We start from the raw sequence: 15,713 nt of genomic DNA, 5'->3' as shown, positions 1-15,713 counted from the left end.
TTTGCGGCCGGCGCGATGCGTCATCATTGCGCGCGGCGCACTAAATCCACGTAAGACTTGCACCAAACGGCGCGATCTGCGGTCAATTCGCAACATTGATCGGGATACAGGGTGGATTAAGCGCGTTGGGTCTCTTGTGAGTGACAAGAGAATCGCTACCTTGGAAATGATATGAAAGAGCTCTTCCAACACGCCGCTGTGACCGACGGGATCACCGTCCGAGTTGCTGTCAATTTTCTTCCCGAGCAATCGCATCCGGAAGCAGGCAAATGGTTCTGGGTCTATCATATCCGGATCGAAAACGGTTCTCATGAGCCGGTGCAGCTCCGCACCCGCCATTGGCGCATCACTGATGCGCGCGGCATGGTGAACCATGTCGATGGCGAAGGTGTGGTGGGCGAACAACCCAAGCTCGCGCCGGGTGAAAGCCACGATTACGTCTCTGGCTGCCCGCTGACGACGCCGCACGGCTCAATGGAAGGGTTCTACACCTTCCTGCGTTCGGATGGCTCACCGCTAGAAGTGCGCATCCCGTTCTTCCCACTGGCGGCGCCGGCTGAAGAAGACCAGCAACGCTAAATTTCGCTTTCAGGTTGAATTGAATCCGTATCTTGCGGGGGCTGGCGCGCGCGCTTAGAGCGCATCATCGTGAAACGCACACATCTCCCCTTGAACGCACTGCGCGTCTATGACGCGGCGGCCCGGCATTTGTCCTTCACTCGCGCGGCAGACGAGCTGGCGGTGACACCGGCGGCTGTAGGACAACAGATCCGCGCGCTGGAGGACCACCTTGGTGTGGTTCTTTTCCGGCGCACGTCCAAGGGTTTGGAGCTTACACCCGAGGGCGCGGCTGGTCTGGATGCCCTGCGCGAAGGGTTTCTGAGGTTCGAAGAAAGCGTGCAGGCGATGCAGGCAGGACAGGCGAGCGATCGCTACACCATCGCCGCTCCGCGCGAATTCTACGCCGAATGGCTCGCGCCGCGTCTGGCGGTGTTTCAGGCTTCGACCCCCGGCGTTCTGTACAGCTTCGTGGCCGACGAAAATGCCGATTTTACTGAAGCCAATCTCGATCTCGCGATCCGGTTGGTGGATGGCCCGGGCGAGTTGGAAGGTGTTCAACTCGCACCTGCCGAACGTGTAACCGTCGCAGCGCCGAAGTGTCGCGATGCATGGATTGATTGGCCTGGCGCGCAACTGCCCGAAGGCACCAAGCCTTGCATCAAAGCGGGCAGTGCAGGGCAGGCGCTGTCCTCTGCGCTCGCGGGCATGGGGCGCACCGTCCTGCCAAAACCTCTGGTTGCCAGCGCGATCGAGGCGGGCACGTTGGAAATGATCGACGGACCCGACGAATCTCTGCGCGCTTACTGGCTCGTTGCGCCCACCCCGCAATGGCGCTCCAAGAAAGTAAAAGCGCTGGTCGCCTATTTGACCGATGCGTGATGTTCCCACTCTGACGACCAAGCGGTTCACTATGCGCCCGCTTCAGTCTTCGGACACAACGGCGCTGTTTCCGACATTGGGTGACCCTGAACAATGTACGTATCTGACACGCGCGGAGTTTAGGGACGAAGAGGAGCTGTGGGATTGGCTATCTTCATCTGAATGGCCTGGGCGCACATGGATTGCCGTCGACGATACAGGTGATGTTGCCGGGCGCTTCACGGCCAGCCCCGGTCACCAGTCTGGCATTGAAGAAATTGGCTATATCGTCTGCAAGCATCGTCAAGGTGACGGCGTTGCGCGTGAATGCAGCGAAGCTCTTGTCGCGCATTTGTTTCAAGACGGCTCGCGCAAACTTACTGCGGAAGTCGACACGCGAAATACGGCCTCGATCCGCCTGCTGGAAAGCCTAGGCTTCACCCGAGAGGCCCACCTGCGCGAACACGATGAAACGCATATCGGTTTGTGCGATGTCTATTGGTACGGGCGGCTCAAGACCGATTAAAAGTTGTCTCATTTAGTAAACGTTGCAGCAAGGATTTGCGACGTATGGCGACTGCCAATGAGACGTTCTCCCCTCGCAACACGGGGTAATTTGGTTGCCGCGCGTCTCTGATAACCTCTTAATCGGGTTACCCTTCGTTAAGCATATCGGTTTCACCATTATTTAATTGCATAGGTCATATGCCATCGGTGAATCTAAACGCCGAGGGCACCCATGAAGTTTAACCTACGCAAATTGTTGGCCGATGAGGCAGGCAACACGCTGGTCATCTTTGCTGCGTCACTTGTACCGCTGACCATGATGGTTGGCAGCGGGCTGGACATCAGCATTACCTACATGGCTCAAGCCAAAATGCAGAACGCATGCGACGCCGCCGTGCTGGCAGGACGCCAGTCGATGGAAGGCAATGCGTGGAACAATGAGGCCAAGCAGGAAGCCGAGAAGTTCTTTGACTTCAACTTCCCCAGCGGCACGCATGGCGTTGAGAACGCAGTCTTCAACGTGGACCAGGATCAAGATGACCGTGCACAGATCACGGGCGAGGCATCCGGAACGGTTCCGACCTCCTTGATGTACATCTTCGGCTTTGACGAACTTCCGATCTCGGCTGAATGCGATGCAAAGCGCGACCTTGGTCACAACGATGTTGTGCTTGTGCTCGATACAACGGGTTCGATGGCGTACGCCCCTTCGACAGGCGGAACGTCAAAGATCACGCGTTTGCGCAACGGCGCAGCCGGCCTCTATCGTGCGCTTAAGGATGATGAGAACGGTTCAATCACCCGCTACGGTATGGTTTCGTACGCGCACACGGTGAATGTTGGACGTTCGCTGGCCAACCGCGATATTCTTACTACCCAGAACTACGTCGATTGGGTCCAGGTATGTGGCTATTACAGCTGTTGGTGGGAGCGTCGCACCAAGGACGTCCATATCGAAGATTCATCTTGGGGTGACCCGAGTGAAACCGCCAACCGGAACAAGCGCAATTTCCGCACCAGCGGCATCGGTTGTATCGAAGAACGCCCCAGCATCGGCAACAGCTACTCTCCGCACCATATCGAGAACACCATAACTCGAGCCGATGTTGATGAACGGGCTACGAACGGAAACGACACCGATCGTCAGTTCGGTCGCTATGATCCGAATGTCCAGGAAGGTGAATCGCAAAGCGGTTGCCCTGGTGAGTCTCGCAAACTGCGAACCTATGGCGGTGAAACTGGCTTCACCAACGCAGTGGCATCGGTCACCGCAAATGTGACGGGCGGTACTTACCACGATGTCGGTATGCTGTGGGGCACGCGCTTTATTTCTCGCACCGGTTTCTTTGGCTCTGATAACCCGACCGAACGCGACGGCATTCCAGTAAACCAGCACATCGTATTTATGACCGATGGTTTGCTCGATACTGGTGGCCGTCTCTATTCTGCGCACGGAATCGAAGATTATCAGCAGCGTACACAGGGCGGCGGCACGTATGAATCACGGCACATTGCCCGGTTCAACGCGGTCTGTGATCTTGCCAAATCCATGGGTGTCACGATCTGGGTGATTGCACTCGACGTGACCGATACGGACGACGTTAAACCGTGCGCGACCAGCGATGCTCACTTCTACACCTCTGATGGTTCTGACCTCGAACAAGTCTTCGAACGTATTGGTCAGGGCATCGGCAACTTGAGGCTGACGAAGTGATGGGCGCGGTGCATTTTCTCCGCCGCCTTGCCGCTGACGAGGAAGGCGCGACGATTGTCGAGTTCGCGATCATCGCGCTGCCGATGTGCACGCTCCTGCTCGGTGGGCTGGACCTTGGGTATCAGAGCTATGTCCGCTCAACGCTTCAAGGTTCGCTCAACGATGCAGCGCGTAAGGCCGCTGTGCGCGACCCGAACTTTGTCGTCGCTGGCGACACCGTCGAAGAGAAGGTTCAGACTTACATCAAAGGTGTCACGAACAAGATTGCCGTGAATGCGACGATCAACGTTTCGCAGAAGAGCTTTTTCGACTTCTCCGATGTGGGCAACCCTGAAAAGCTGATGACTGATGTCAACGGCAATGGTCAGTACGATGAGTTCGATGGCGATTGTTACGAGGACGCGAACGACAATGGTTCGTTTGACATTGACGCCGGCGTCGATGGCCGTGGCGGTGCGAACGACGTGGTGTTCTACTCCGCCAACATCTCGATGCCGCGCCTGTTGCCTTGGCACAATTTCGTGCCGGGCATGTCTGACACGATCGATATGACGCTGGAAACCGCTGTGCGCAGCCAGCCTTATGGCACGCAGGCAACCGCGCCGGTCATCTGCGGGGTGCCGGCATAATGGTTCGCGGCATGATCAGACTTCCCCGTTTCGTCCTCCAGCGCCTGCGCCGGGATGAGAGCGGCCTTGCGTTCATCGAGTTCGCCTTTGCGGCGCCGATTTTCATCACGCTGGTGCTGGCCGGTATGGAGCTGACCAATTTGGCGGTGTCCCACCTGCGCGTCAGCCATATGGCGATGACGGTGGCGGATAACGCCGGGCGCGTCACATCGGGAATTGACGAGGCCAACATCGAAGAAGTTTTCGCGGGCGCCGAGCTGATCGGTGAACCGCTGGATTTTGAGGCGAACGGCCGCGTTGTGCTGTCTTCGCTCGAAGAGAACGGACGCAGCGGGAGCGACGCCGGACAAGTCATCAGCTGGCAACGCTGTTGGGGTGAGATGGATGTCGATCCCAAATACGGTGAAGAAGGCGACGGCAAGAACAACGATCTGCTCAAGGACGGTCTGGGCGAAAGCAGCAATCGCATCACCGCCGGCGCCAACACCGCGCTGATGTTCGTCGAAGTCACCTATGACTACCAACCGCTCGTCGGCACAGGTTTCTTCACCGCGCCCACCATCCGGTATGAAAGCGCGTTTAACGTGCGCGGTCGCCAGAACAACGCGATCACCAACACGCAGAGCCTGACAGTCAACGACTGCGACTAAGCGTCCGGGCCCGGGCTCGCACCGGCCTTCTTCTTCTTTGCCTCAATCTCCAGCCTGATCGCTTCCACCTTGCGGTCAATACTCGCGCGCACGGCTGCGATGTATTCGGGGGAATTGAGCTCGCGCAGCCGTTCCTCCTCCACCTCGCGCCGGATGCGTTCGTAGAGCGGATCACCCGGCCCGACATGCGCGGACGGGGCATAGCGCTCCGCCAGCCGCGTGCGCAGGAAGAACATCACCAGCGCCTCGTTATGCACCCGCTCGGTCGCGACGACCTCTCCGCCACGCACTATGGCCCGTTCCGCCCCCTCGATCGCGCGCGCCAGAGCGGTGTCCTCCAACCGCTCCACGCCCAGCGAAACCGCCCGGTCCCACGCCCGCGCAAAGCCCTCTGCCCCCGGTTGATGCCGCAGCTTGTACAGCGCCTCCATTGATCGCCCGATATGCCGCGCCGCCGATGTGACAATGCCGGTGGCGGCCAGATGCGCGACGAATTCGCGCTGCAAATCCGGCGTGATCGAGTTCGAGCGCGGATGCTTGTGCAGATAGGGCTCAAACGCGAGCAACGGATCGTCGGGCGAGGGCGGCTCCGAGACGAAAGCGACGCGGCTGGTGGCTTGGCGAGGGATTTTGCGGGTGGGGATTGGGGGAGACGCCGCCATCAGACCTTTCGCCCGGCAAGGCGCGTAAAGAGCCGCTCATTCGCCTCACGCCGGGCGGCGACATTGGACAGAGAATGTTGAGAACGATTGTGATCGGAGTGCATCATTTACGTGTGTCCTTGCGCGGAATGGGCAGGGATTGGCGCATGAAGCAGGTTTTTCTTAAGTAGGAAAACTTGGAGTGGGATGCGGTTTAGTTCTTGGCTTTCGCAGGTTTCTTTAGCAGCGCGCCAATGCATGGCAATGTCGGGCAGCCTAGACGAATGAAAAATATCAGCTACTCTGCGCCCAATCATCGCTCTGATTAACTGGGGGAATTAATGAAGACGACCTATGTAGCTTTATCGCTCGGCGCGTTTGTACTTACTTCGGCGTGTAGTCCTGCTGTCAATGACCGGATCATTTATGGGTTGGGGACGCCGCCGCCTGCCGCAAGTGAATTCAAGTACAATGATGATGAAGAATCTGACATCCAGTTGTATACTTCGCTTAGAAACCTAGGTGACGTCTCAGTTGAGTTCACTCCTTCTAATGTGCTGCCATCACGGCTTGGACCATGGCGTAGAGAAGCATCTGAAGCAGGAAACTCAGTTATCGTTTGTGATACAGTAGAGGCAGCGGGTGGTATTGCTCTTGCAATTCCGTCCCTAGCTAAAGAAGCTGCAAAGCTTATCTATGGTGCTGCGAAGTCGCAGGTAATCTACACTCCTGTGAAGGAGTTTAATATCATCGTAGAGTACAGTAGCAGTTCAAACAGACTTACGGGTGCACGCTTCATTGACAAAGCGACACCTCTGGCTGTCGCGAAGAGTGAGTATGGGAACTGTGGCTAATAAGCTCAGAGGCTTGGTGCTATGCGTTAGTTTCCTGGTCACATTCATTCCCGGTCATTTAGGCGCTCAAGAAGGTGGCTCAGTCTATGAGCGAAATGGTCGCTGGGTTGGTATGGGTAGTGGTGGCGAAAGGATATTTTTTCACTATGTGAATTACCGTCCCGAAAGTGCTTTTGGTGCCGTCGTACCTGCGAGCCAACTAGTTTTGGATGGATTTAAGAATCCTGAAACGCCAGCAGGAATGTCGTTAACTGCCAAAGAGCGGGCGATAGTCTCAGGTATACGGATCCGCACGAGCCTTGCTCCGACCACTGGATTTAGGGCGATTCACGATAGAACTGGGCGTTGGATCGAAATACCGGCGCAAGCGGCGGTTTTCCAAGTCTATTTGGTGGGAGCTTTTTCTGACAGTGTCGCCACTAATCATCTTGGGCATTTTAATCTCTTCATGATGAGCGAAGCGGATTTTTGGCAAAATCGTAGCCCACGTTGGTATACTGGGAAGACATACTCAAATTACATCGGAAGTGTTCAAGCGCCAAAAAACTACGATCGTAATCGTGTTTCTGCTGGCGTCACTATGTCGGTGAACTTGTCTATGATGCTGCACGAGATTTGCCACCACATCCTTGGCCATATTGATAGGCCGATGATAGAAAAGTTTCGAAAACTTCGGCGTAATGCTGACAAGGACGGCCTTCGGAATCTCTCGATAGCAAACGAAATGGAGGCAGATAGATGCGCCGCTGAACGGGCTGCGCCCATTGGTCTGCCTCCCGACTTTCCGTTGTTGTTGAACCTTTCGTCATCGATTGTGATGGGCGACAGTCCGACCAACAGCCATCCCACCGGTTCGGAGAGAGTGAGGCAGGCTTACCAATATTCTTCCGAGGCGTTGAGCGTACTTAAAGAGAAGGACGACAGCGTTCGCCTAACCGACAGTGATTACGCGGATATGATTGGTGAGGTTTGGTCTGCTCTACAGAATTGGCAACTTCTTTACGGACCGAAGGAAAAATCCAACTGATCTTGCTCTGTGATGATCGCAATCACTTGACCCGGTCCCAACACTCGCCTAAGCGGCGCCGCATTCGAAGGTAACGTGCGTAGCCGCGCATCGCTTTCGCGCAATTGAGCTGAACATTGGCGGTTCCAGATACCTCCATGCCAAATGGCACGGTAAATGGGTCGGCAAAGTAATCCGGTGCTTTGAATGTGCTGGGTGGAGCGTTTCAGGCTCGTGCCTCTTCTCCGGCTTTCCGCTTTCGCGGAAATGGCAGATGGAGCGCACGAAACTGCTTCTCTTCATCTTCGGTGCCTTCAAACGCCAAACAGGTGAAGAGTAACTTATGCCAACTATCAACCAGCTGGTCCGCAAGGGCCGCACTCCGCAGAAGGCCAAGTCTAAGGTCCCTGCTATGGAGCAGAACCCGCAGAAGCGCGGTGTCTGCACGCGCGTCTACACTACGACGCCGAAGAAGCCGAACTCCGCTCTGCGTAAGGTTGCCAAGGTGCGCCTGACGAACCAGCGCGAAGTCATCTCCTACATCCCGGGCGAAGGCCACAACCTGCAGGAGCACTCGGTTGTGCTTATCCGCGGCGGCCGTGTTCGCGACCTTCCGGGCGTTCGTTACCACGTCCTGCGCGGCGTTCTCGACACGCAAGGTGTGAAGGACCGCAAGCAGTCCCGTTCGAAGTACGGCGCCAAGCGTCCGAAGTAAGTTTTGATCAGGTCCGGCTGCGGACCGCTCCCCCTCTCGGCTACCCTCACGGAGTAGTCTTTGGGTGGCCGGGAGGGGGAGTGGGCCGGAGCCGCAAGGTGGATCGGATGATCCGCCGCACTCCGAAGGAGTTTTAAACATGTCACGTCGTCGTCGTCCCGAGAAACGGGTCATTCTGCCCGATCCCAAGTTTGGTGATCAGGTTCTGTCGAAGTTCATGAACAACCTTATGCTCGACGGTAAGAAAGCCGTTGCAGAAGGTATTGTGTACAGCGCGCTTGATGCGGTCGAGGCGAAAGCCAAGAGCGATCCGGTGCAGCTGTTCCATGATGCGCTCAACAATGTGAAGCCGCAGGTCGAGGTTCGCTCGCGCCGTGTGGGTGGTGCTACGTATCAGGTGCCGGTCGAGGTTCGCCCCGAGCGTGCGCAGGCGCTGGCCATCCGTTGGCTGATCGGTGCGGCTCGCGGTCGTCCCGAGACAACCATGAGCGCGCGTTTGTCGGGTGAGTTGCTGGATGCTTCCAACAACCGTGGCAACGCCGTCAAGAAGCGCGAAGACACGCACCGTATGGCAGACGCGAACCGCGCGTTCAGCCACTACCGCTGGTAATCGGTTGTGGACGGGCAGGGTTGTTGGACTTCTGCCTGTCACAATCATCACTATATGGGGCGCTGACCGTTTCAGGCGGCACCCTCTCACGTAAGGAAACCTAGATATGGCCCGCGAATATCCGCTGGAGCGCTATCGCAATATTGGCATCATGGCGCACATCGATGCTGGTAAGACAACCACGACCGAGCGTATCCTCTACTACACCGGTAAATCCTACAAGATCGGCGAAGTCCACGATGGCGGCGCGACGATGGACTGGATGGAGCAGGAGCAAGAGCGGGGGATCACAATCACCTCGGCTGCGACAACCTGTTTCTGGAACCCCGAAGATCCCGACATGGATCCAATGGGCGATCCGGCAGCTCTGCGCGAAAACACACCCAAGCACCGCATCAACATCATCGACACACCAGGGCACGTTGACTTCACAATTGAAGTCGAGCGTTCGCTGCGCGTTCTTGACGGTGCGGTAGCGTGTTTCGACGGCGTTGCCGGCGTTGAGCCGCAATCTGAGACTGTTTGGCGTCAGGCTGACAAATACAGCGTTCCGCGGATGTGCTTCATCAATAAGCTTGATCGGACCGGCGCTGACTTCAAGTACTGCGTTCAGTCGATCATTGATCGCCTCGGTGCGACGCCTGCTGTGCTTTATTTGCCAATCGGCATTGAGAGCTCGCTGATTGGTCTTGTTGATCTTGTAAACCAGCGTGCGATCACTTGGACCAACGAAGACCTTGGTGCTTCGTACGAGTTCGGCCCAATCCCTGACGACATGGCAGATGAAGCTGCTGAATATCGTGAAAAGCTCATCGAACTTGCTGTTGAGCAAGACGACGACGCGATGGAAGCTTACCTCGAAGGCAATGAGCCTGACGTGAAAACGCTCAAAGCGTTGCTGCGTAAGGGCACTCTGGATCAGGCTTTTGTCCCGGTCATTTGCGGTTCTGCCTTTAAGAACAAGGGCGTTCAGCCGCTTCTGGACGCTGTGATCGACTACATGCCGTCGCCGCTCGACGTTGAAGCAATTAAGGGTATCGTTCCTGGCAAGGAGGAGACCGAAGAATCGCGTCCATCTTCGGATGACGAACCGTTCTCGGCGCTCGCGTTCAAGATCATGAACGACCCGTTTGTCGGCTCGCTCACCTTTACCCGCATCTACTCCGGTCACCTGTCGAAAGGCAGCGTCCTGAACTCGGTGAAGGACAAAAAGGAAAAGATCGGACGTATGCTCCTTATGCACTCGAATGAGCGCGAGGACATTGAAGAGGCATTTGCCGGTGACATCGTTGCTATCGCTGGTCTTAAAGAAACCACGACGGGTGACACGCTGTGCGATCCTTCGAAGCCGATCATCCTTGAGCGGATGGAGTTCCCGGATCCGGTTATCGAGCTTTCGGTTGAACCGAAAACAAAGGCTGACCAAGAAAAGATGGGCGTTGCGCTCAATCGTCTTGCTGCTGAAGATCCGAGCTTCCGCGTGTCGACCGACCACGAAAGCGGCCAGACGATCATCAAGGGTATGGGTGAACTTCACCTCGACATCCTCGTTGACCGTATGAAGCGTGAGTTCAAGGTCGAAGCGAACGTCGGTGCGCCGCAGGTGGCTTACCGTGAATCGCTGGGCAAAGAAGTTGAGCTCACCTACACCCACAAGAAACAGTCGGGTGGTTCGGGTCAGTTCGGTGAAGCCAAGGTTGTGGTCACCCCGGGTGAACGCGGCCAGGGCATCATCTTCGAAGACGAGATTAAGGGCGGTAACATTCCGCGCGAATACATCCCGTCGGTTGAAAAGGGCATGCGCGAGCAGGCTGAAAGTGGTCACCTGGTCGGCTTCCCGATCATCGACTTCACGATCCGCCTGATCGACGGCAAGTACCACGATGTCGACTCGTCGACTGTGGCCTTCGAAATCACCGGTCGCGGCGCCATGCGCGAAGCGGCACAAAAAGCAGGTATCAAGCTGCTTGAGCCGGTGATGAAGGTTGAAGTGGTAACGCCGGAAGATTATCTCGGCGACGTCATCGGCGACCTCAACAGCCGTCGCGGGCAGATCCAGGGCACAGACAGCCGTGGTAATGCTCAGGCCGTTGAAGCGTTTGTGCCGCTTGCCAACATGTTCGGCTACGTCAACGAACTGCGCTCGTTCACGCAAGGGCGTGCGCAGTACACAATGCAGTTCTCGCATTATGACGAAGTTCCGGCCGCAGTTGCGCAAGAGGTCAAGGAGAAGCTTGCTTAACTGAGCAAGCAAGGCTAGGGGCGGCGCCTGATTCAGCGGGGCCGCCTTTTCTCCCGCAAAGAGATCAAAATTTTGAAAGAAGGTTATTGAGAAATGGCGAAGGAAAAGTTTGAGCGTAATAAGCCGCACTGCAACATCGGCACCATCGGTCACGTTGACCATGGTAAGACGACTCTGACCGCGGCTATCACCAAGGTTCAGGGCGCTGCTGTTGATTTCGGCAACATCGACAAAGCTCCGGAAGAGCGCGAGCGTGGTATCACCATCTCGACCGCTCACGTTGAGTACGAGACCGACAACCGCCACTACGCGCACGTCGACTGCCCGGGCCACGCTGACTATGTTAAGAACATGATCACCGGTGCCGCGCAGATGGACGGGGCTATCCTGGTTGTGAACGCTGCTGACGGCCCAATGCCGCAGACTCGCGAGCACATCCTGCTGGCACGTCAGGTCGGTGTTCCGGCTCTGGTTGTTTACATGAACAAAGTTGACCAGGTCGACGACGAAGAAATCCTCGAGCTCGTTGAACTGGAAGTTCGCGAACTGCTTTCGAGCTACGACTTCGACGGCGACAACATTCCGATCATCAAGGGTTCGGCTCTGGCCGCTCTCGAAGGTCGCGATCCTGAGATCGGTGAAAACTCGATCAAGGAACTGATGGCAGCTGTTGACGAGTACATCCCGCAGCCGGACCGCCCGGTTGATCAGGACTTCCTGATGCCGATTGAAGACGTGTTCTCGATCTCGGGTCGTGGTACTGTTGTGACCGGCCGCGTCGAAACCGGTGTTGTGAACGTTGGCGACGAAGTTGAAATCGTCGGTATCAAAGACACCACGAAGACGACCGTTACCGGCGTTGAAATGTTCCGCAAGCTGCTCGACTCGGGTGAAGCTGGCGACAACATCGGTGCTCTGATCCGTGGCGTTGGCCGTGAAGAAGTTGAGCGTGGTCAGGTTCTGGCCAAGCCGGGTTCGGTTACGCCGCACACCGAGTTCAGCGCAGAAGTTTACGTTCTGTCGAAAGACGAAGGTGGCCGTCACACGCCGTTCTTCGCGAACTATCGTCCGCAGTTCTACTTCCGCACCACCGACGTCACCGGTGAAGTGATCCTCCCAGAGGGCACCGAGATGGTGATGCCGGGCGACAACGTGTCGATCAACGTCAAGCTGATCGCTCCGATCGCTATGGACGAAGGTCTGCGTTTCGCTATCCGCGAAGGTGGCCGTACGGTTGGTTCGGGCGTTGTTGCCAAGATCAGCAAGTAAGCTGCTGCCTCGATTGAGGCGCTAGAAAATTCGGGGGCCGGTGCTCAATGAGTGCCGGCCCCCAATTTATGTGAGGTGGGTTTTGTCGCGCGAGCGGGGAGGCCGGTCCTTGGCAGTGATATTTTCGTGCGTGATGGGGTTGCCAGATTCCAACACTCTCGATATACGCGCGCCAACTTCAACGGAGATTCGTTTCCGTTGTTATGAAATTTGATGAGGCCATCCGCTGACGGATTATCCAAAGCGGGTCTGGCCTTTTGTTTTTGAGAGTTGGAAACAGCTCTTTGGCTCTTTCGCATCGGTGTAGGTAATGGAAGCTCAGAATATTCGTATTCGCCTTAAGGCGTTTGACCACCGCGTTCTCGACCAGGCTACTGGCGAAATCGCAGACACGGCTCGCCGTACCGGCGCTCTTATTCGCGGCCCCATTCCCATGCCGACGCGTATCGAGAAGTTCACCGTGAACCGCGGCCCGCACATCGACAAAAAGTCGCGCGAGCAGTTCGAGGTGCGCACCTACAAGCGGCTGCTCGACATCGTGCAGCCCAACGCCCAGACCGTCGACGCTCTGATGAAGCTCGATCTGGCTGCTGGCGTAAACGTCGAGATCAAGCTGGCCTAAGCCGCTCGACATCGTCCCGCTGGTGGGACGTTAAACCGGCCAGACGATTTGGAGCTCCATGGCTCCGCTGAGTGCAAGCTCGGCAAGACATATGGATACCGCCGGTTTTTACCGGGCTGCGTCCTCCGTCTCGCTCAAACAGCCACATGGTTGGGAGGGCGTCAGCCCGGACGGGGTTGCAGCATAAAAATTTGGGTTGGCACGCACCTCTGGGATGGTCCCTTGGGTGCCTCTGTAAGGAGTAAAGACGATGCGCACTGGCGTGATCGCAAAGAAAGTCGGGATGACCCGCCTCTTCCAGGAGGATGGACGGCACGTACCTGTGACCGTGCTCGCTCTGGAAGATTGCCAGGTTGTCTCCCACCGCACCGCAGACACGGATGGCTATTTCGCTGTTCAGCTGGGCGCGGGCGAAGCGAAACAGAAAAACGTAGCAAAACCGCAGCGTGAGCACTTCGGCAAAGCCGGTGTTGGTCTCAAGCAGCGTGTCGCTGAATTCCGTGTTGAGAGCGAAGAAGGTCTCGTACCGGTCGGCTCAAAGATCAGTGCCGAGCACTTTGTTGCTGGCCAAAAGGTCGACATCACGGGCCACACCCAGGGTAAGGGCTTTGCAGGTGCTATGAAGCGTTGGGGCTTCGGTGGTCTGCGCGCTACCCACGGTGTTTCGATTTCTCACCGTTCGCACGGTTCGACGGGTAACCGTCAGGATCCGGGCCGCGTGTTCAAGGGTAAGAAGATGGCTGGTCACATGGGTGATCGTCAGCGGACCCAGATGAACCTCGAAATCGTGCGCACCGACGCCGATCGCGGTCTTATCTTCGTGAAAGGCTCGGTTCCTGGGTCGAAGAACAGCTGGATGCTGGTTCGCGACGCTGTGAAGTTGAAGATGCCTGAGGATCTCCCGTTCCCGGGCGCGGTGATCGACACCACTCCTGCGAAGGAAGAGCCTGCTGTTGAAACTCCGGTCGAGGAAACTCCCGTAGAGGCAACCGCAGCCGCCGACACTCCTGCTCCGGAAGCTGATGCTCCCGCAGCGGAAGAGAAGAAGGAAGACTAAGCCATGAAGGTGAAGGTCCAGAAAATCGACGGGAAGGCCTCGGGCGACATCGAACTGAACGATGACGTTTTCGGCGTAACCCCACGTGCAGACATCCTGCACCGTGTTGTCACTTGGCAGCTCGAAAATCGCCGTGGCACGGCTCGCCCGACGCGTGAGCGGTCGGACGTGGCGCGCACCGGTAAGAAGTTCGGCGCGCAAAAAGGTTCGGGTGGCGCACGTCACGGCGACCGCGCTGCTCCGATCTTTATCGGTGGTGGTAAGGCTCACGGTGCTCGCAAGCGTGACTTCAACCAGTCGCTGAACAAGAAGATCCGTGCTCTCGGTCTCAAAATGGCGCTTTCGACCAAAGCTGCTGACGGCCTCGTCGTCGTTGACAGTCTTGAGCTGAAGGATGCCAAGACGAAGGCGCTCAAGGGTCACTTCGACAAGCACGGTTTCAACGGCAAGGTCCTCGTAATCGACGGTGAAACCGTCAACGACGGCTTCCAGAAGGCCGCTGGCAACCTCGTTGGTGTCAACGTTCTCCCGGCAGCGGGTGCCAACGTTTACGACATCCTCAACCACGACACGCTGATCCTGACCAAGGACGCTGTCGCCAAGCTGGAGGCGCGCTTCAATGGCTAAGAAGCAGGAAATTGACGCCCGTCACTATGACGTGATCCTGGCACCGCACATCACCGAGAAGTCGACACTGGCTTCGGAGAACAACGCGGTTGTCTTCAAGGTCGCTGGCGACGCAACCAAGCCGCAGATCAAGGAAGCTGTTGAAGCTATCTACTCTGCACAGAAGGCAAAGGTTGTTTCGGTCAACACGATCGTGACCAAGGGCAAGACGAAGCGCTGGCGGGGTAAGCCCTACAAGCGCTCTGACGTGAAGAAAGCGATTGTCACGCTGGCTGAAGGCACGATGATCGATATCACTGAGGGTGTAGGCTAATGGCACTCAAGAATTACAAACCAACAAGCCCGGCGCGCCGTGGCCTTATTCTGGTCGACAAGTCCGGTCTCCACAAAGGTGGCCCGGTCAAGTCGCTGACCGAAGGCAAGCGCAAGACCGGTGGCCGTAACAACAAAGGCCATGTGACTTCGCGCGGTATCGCCGGTGGTCACAAGCAGAAGTATCGCTTCATCGACTTCAAGCGTCGCAAGTGGGATGTCCCCGCGACTGTCGAGCGTATCGAATACGATCCCAACCGGACCGCGTTCATCGCTCTGCTCAAGTACGAAGACGGCGAACTGGCCTACATCGTCTGCCCACAGCGTCTTGCTGTTGGCGACACGGTGGTTGCTGGCGAGAAGACCGATACGAAGCCGGGCAACGCCATGCTTCTGGGTCAGATGCCGGTCGGTACGATCTGCCACAACGTTGAGATGAAGCCGGGCAAGGGCGGTCAGATCGCTCGTTCGGCAGGCGCTTATGTCCAGCTCGTCGGTCGTGACCGCGGCATGGTCATCGTGCGTCTCAACTCGGGTGAGCAGCGTTACCTGCGTGCCGATTGCATGGGAACGGTTGGCGCGGTGTCGAACCCCGACAACCAGAACCAGAACTTCGGCAAGGCCGGTCGCACCCGTTGGAAGGGCCGTCGCCCGCTGACCCGTGGTGTTGCAAAGAACCCGGTCGATCACCCGCACGGTGGTGGTGAAGGCCGCACCAGCGGTGGCCGTCACCCGGTTACCCCATGGGGCAAGCCGACCAAGGGTGCCCGCACTCGTAAGAACAAGCAGACGGACAAGATGATTATCCGTTCGCGTCACGCGAAGAAGAAGAGGTAATA

18 protein-coding genes are annotated in these 15,713 nt (G+C 57.0%); 17 read left to right on the top strand and 1 reads right to left on the bottom strand.

Annotated elements, in window-relative coordinates; genetic code table 11:
• Positions 1-171: 171 nt before the first annotated feature.
• The 6 genes from apaG (at position 172) to AC0V6K_RS01320 (ending at position 4,919) form a co-directional block, all read left to right on the top strand.
• Complete coding sequence (gene apaG, locus AC0V6K_RS01345; RefSeq protein ID WP_472624028.1) at positions 172-579, top strand: Co2+/Mg2+ efflux protein ApaG; 408 nt, start codon at positions 172-174, stop codon at positions 577-579.
• 69 nt (positions 580-648) lie between these two features.
• On the top strand, positions 649-1,440 hold the full coding sequence (locus AC0V6K_RS01340) for a LysR family transcriptional regulator (RefSeq protein WP_472624026.1): 792 nt from the start codon (positions 649-651) through the stop codon (positions 1,438-1,440).
• Positions 1,433-1,945, top strand: coding sequence for a GNAT family N-acetyltransferase (locus tag AC0V6K_RS01335; protein ID WP_472624024.1), 513 nt, complete (start codon positions 1,433-1,435; stop codon positions 1,943-1,945). Before AC0V6K_RS01340 ends, AC0V6K_RS01335 begins: the two co-directional genes overlap by 8 nt.
• A gap of 213 nt (positions 1,946-2,158) precedes the next feature.
• Positions 2,159-3,640 (top strand): TadE/TadG family type IV pilus assembly protein, encoded by a 1,482-nt coding sequence (locus AC0V6K_RS01330; RefSeq protein ID WP_472624022.1) that lies wholly within the window; start codon positions 2,159-2,161, stop codon positions 3,638-3,640.
• Between the two features lie 8 nt (positions 3,641-3,648).
• On the top strand, positions 3,649-4,269 hold the full coding sequence (locus AC0V6K_RS01325; RefSeq protein WP_472624020.1) for a TadE/TadG family type IV pilus assembly protein: 621 nt from the start codon (positions 3,649-3,651) through the stop codon (positions 4,267-4,269).
• A gap of 11 nt (positions 4,270-4,280) precedes the next feature.
• Positions 4,281-4,919, top strand: coding sequence for a TadE/TadG family type IV pilus assembly protein (locus tag AC0V6K_RS01320; RefSeq protein WP_472624018.1), 639 nt, complete (start codon positions 4,281-4,283; stop codon positions 4,917-4,919).
• Here the strand turns inward: AC0V6K_RS01320 and AC0V6K_RS01315 are convergent.
• Entirely contained in the window at positions 4,916-5,581 is a 666-nt protein-coding gene (locus AC0V6K_RS01315) for a hypothetical protein (protein ID WP_472624016.1), read from the bottom strand. The genes AC0V6K_RS01320 and AC0V6K_RS01315 overlap by 4 nt on opposite strands.
• A gap of 320 nt (positions 5,582-5,901) precedes the next feature.
• Here AC0V6K_RS01315 and AC0V6K_RS01310 point away from each other — a divergent pair, with 320 nt between their 5' ends.
• The 11 genes from AC0V6K_RS01310 to rplB all read left to right on the top strand — a co-directional run bounded on the left by AC0V6K_RS01310 (position 5,902) and on the right by rplB (position 15,711).
• Positions 5,902-6,414 carry a hypothetical protein gene (locus AC0V6K_RS01310; RefSeq protein ID WP_472624014.1) on the top strand — a complete coding sequence of 171 codons (513 nt, stop codon included), beginning with the start codon at positions 5,902-5,904 and terminating at the stop codon, positions 6,412-6,414.
• Positions 6,398-7,441, top strand: coding sequence for a M48 family metalloprotease (locus tag AC0V6K_RS01305; RefSeq protein ID WP_486172530.1), 1,044 nt, complete (start codon positions 6,398-6,400; stop codon positions 7,439-7,441). The genes AC0V6K_RS01310 and AC0V6K_RS01305 overlap by 17 nt, the downstream gene beginning before the upstream one ends.
• A 322-nt stretch (positions 7,442-7,763) precedes the next feature.
• Complete coding sequence (rpsL, locus tag AC0V6K_RS01300; RefSeq protein ID WP_007164630.1) at positions 7,764-8,135, top strand: 30S ribosomal protein S12; 372 nt, start codon at positions 7,764-7,766, stop codon at positions 8,133-8,135.
• Between the two features lie 139 nt (positions 8,136-8,274).
• Entirely contained in the window at positions 8,275-8,745 is a 471-nt protein-coding gene (rpsG, locus tag AC0V6K_RS01295) for a 30S ribosomal protein S7 (protein ID WP_472624010.1), read from the top strand.
• Between the two features lie 106 nt (positions 8,746-8,851).
• Positions 8,852-10,987: an elongation factor G gene (gene fusA, locus AC0V6K_RS01290; RefSeq protein ID WP_472624008.1), complete on the top strand. Its 2,136-nt coding sequence runs from the start codon at positions 8,852-8,854 to the stop codon at positions 10,985-10,987.
• A gap of 93 nt (positions 10,988-11,080) precedes the next feature.
• Positions 11,081-12,256, top strand: a complete 1,176-nt coding sequence (gene tuf / locus AC0V6K_RS01285) for an elongation factor Tu (protein ID WP_472624006.1) — start codon at positions 11,081-11,083, stop codon at positions 12,254-12,256.
• Between the two features lie 310 nt (positions 12,257-12,566).
• Positions 12,567-12,878 (top strand): 30S ribosomal protein S10, encoded by a 312-nt coding sequence (gene rpsJ / locus AC0V6K_RS01280; RefSeq protein WP_006831877.1) that lies wholly within the window; start codon positions 12,567-12,569, stop codon positions 12,876-12,878.
• Between the two features lie 250 nt (positions 12,879-13,128).
• Positions 13,129-13,935 carry a 50S ribosomal protein L3 gene (rplC, locus tag AC0V6K_RS01275; RefSeq protein WP_472624004.1) on the top strand — a complete coding sequence of 269 codons (807 nt, stop codon included), beginning with the start codon at positions 13,129-13,131 and terminating at the stop codon, positions 13,933-13,935.
• Between the two features lie 3 nt (positions 13,936-13,938).
• Positions 13,939-14,562 carry a 50S ribosomal protein L4 gene (gene rplD / locus AC0V6K_RS01270; RefSeq protein ID WP_472624002.1) on the top strand — a complete coding sequence of 208 codons (624 nt, stop codon included), beginning with the start codon at positions 13,939-13,941 and terminating at the stop codon, positions 14,560-14,562.
• The gene (locus tag AC0V6K_RS01265; RefSeq protein ID WP_472624000.1) at positions 14,555-14,875 is read left to right on the top strand and encodes a 50S ribosomal protein L23; all 321 of its coding nucleotides are present in this window, start codon (positions 14,555-14,557) and stop codon (positions 14,873-14,875) included. The genes rplD and AC0V6K_RS01265 overlap by 8 nt, the downstream gene beginning before the upstream one ends.
• Positions 14,875-15,711: a 50S ribosomal protein L2 gene (gene rplB / locus AC0V6K_RS01260; protein ID WP_472623998.1), complete on the top strand. Its 837-nt coding sequence runs from the start codon at positions 14,875-14,877 to the stop codon at positions 15,709-15,711. The genes AC0V6K_RS01265 and rplB overlap by 1 nt, the downstream gene beginning before the upstream one ends.
• Positions 15,712-15,713: the final 2 nt, after the last annotated feature.

This window comes from Erythrobacter sp. S43 (assembly GCF_057364955.1).
The sequence above is the reverse complement of the archived record's forward strand: the minus strand, read 5'-3'. Positions and strand labels throughout refer to the sequence as shown.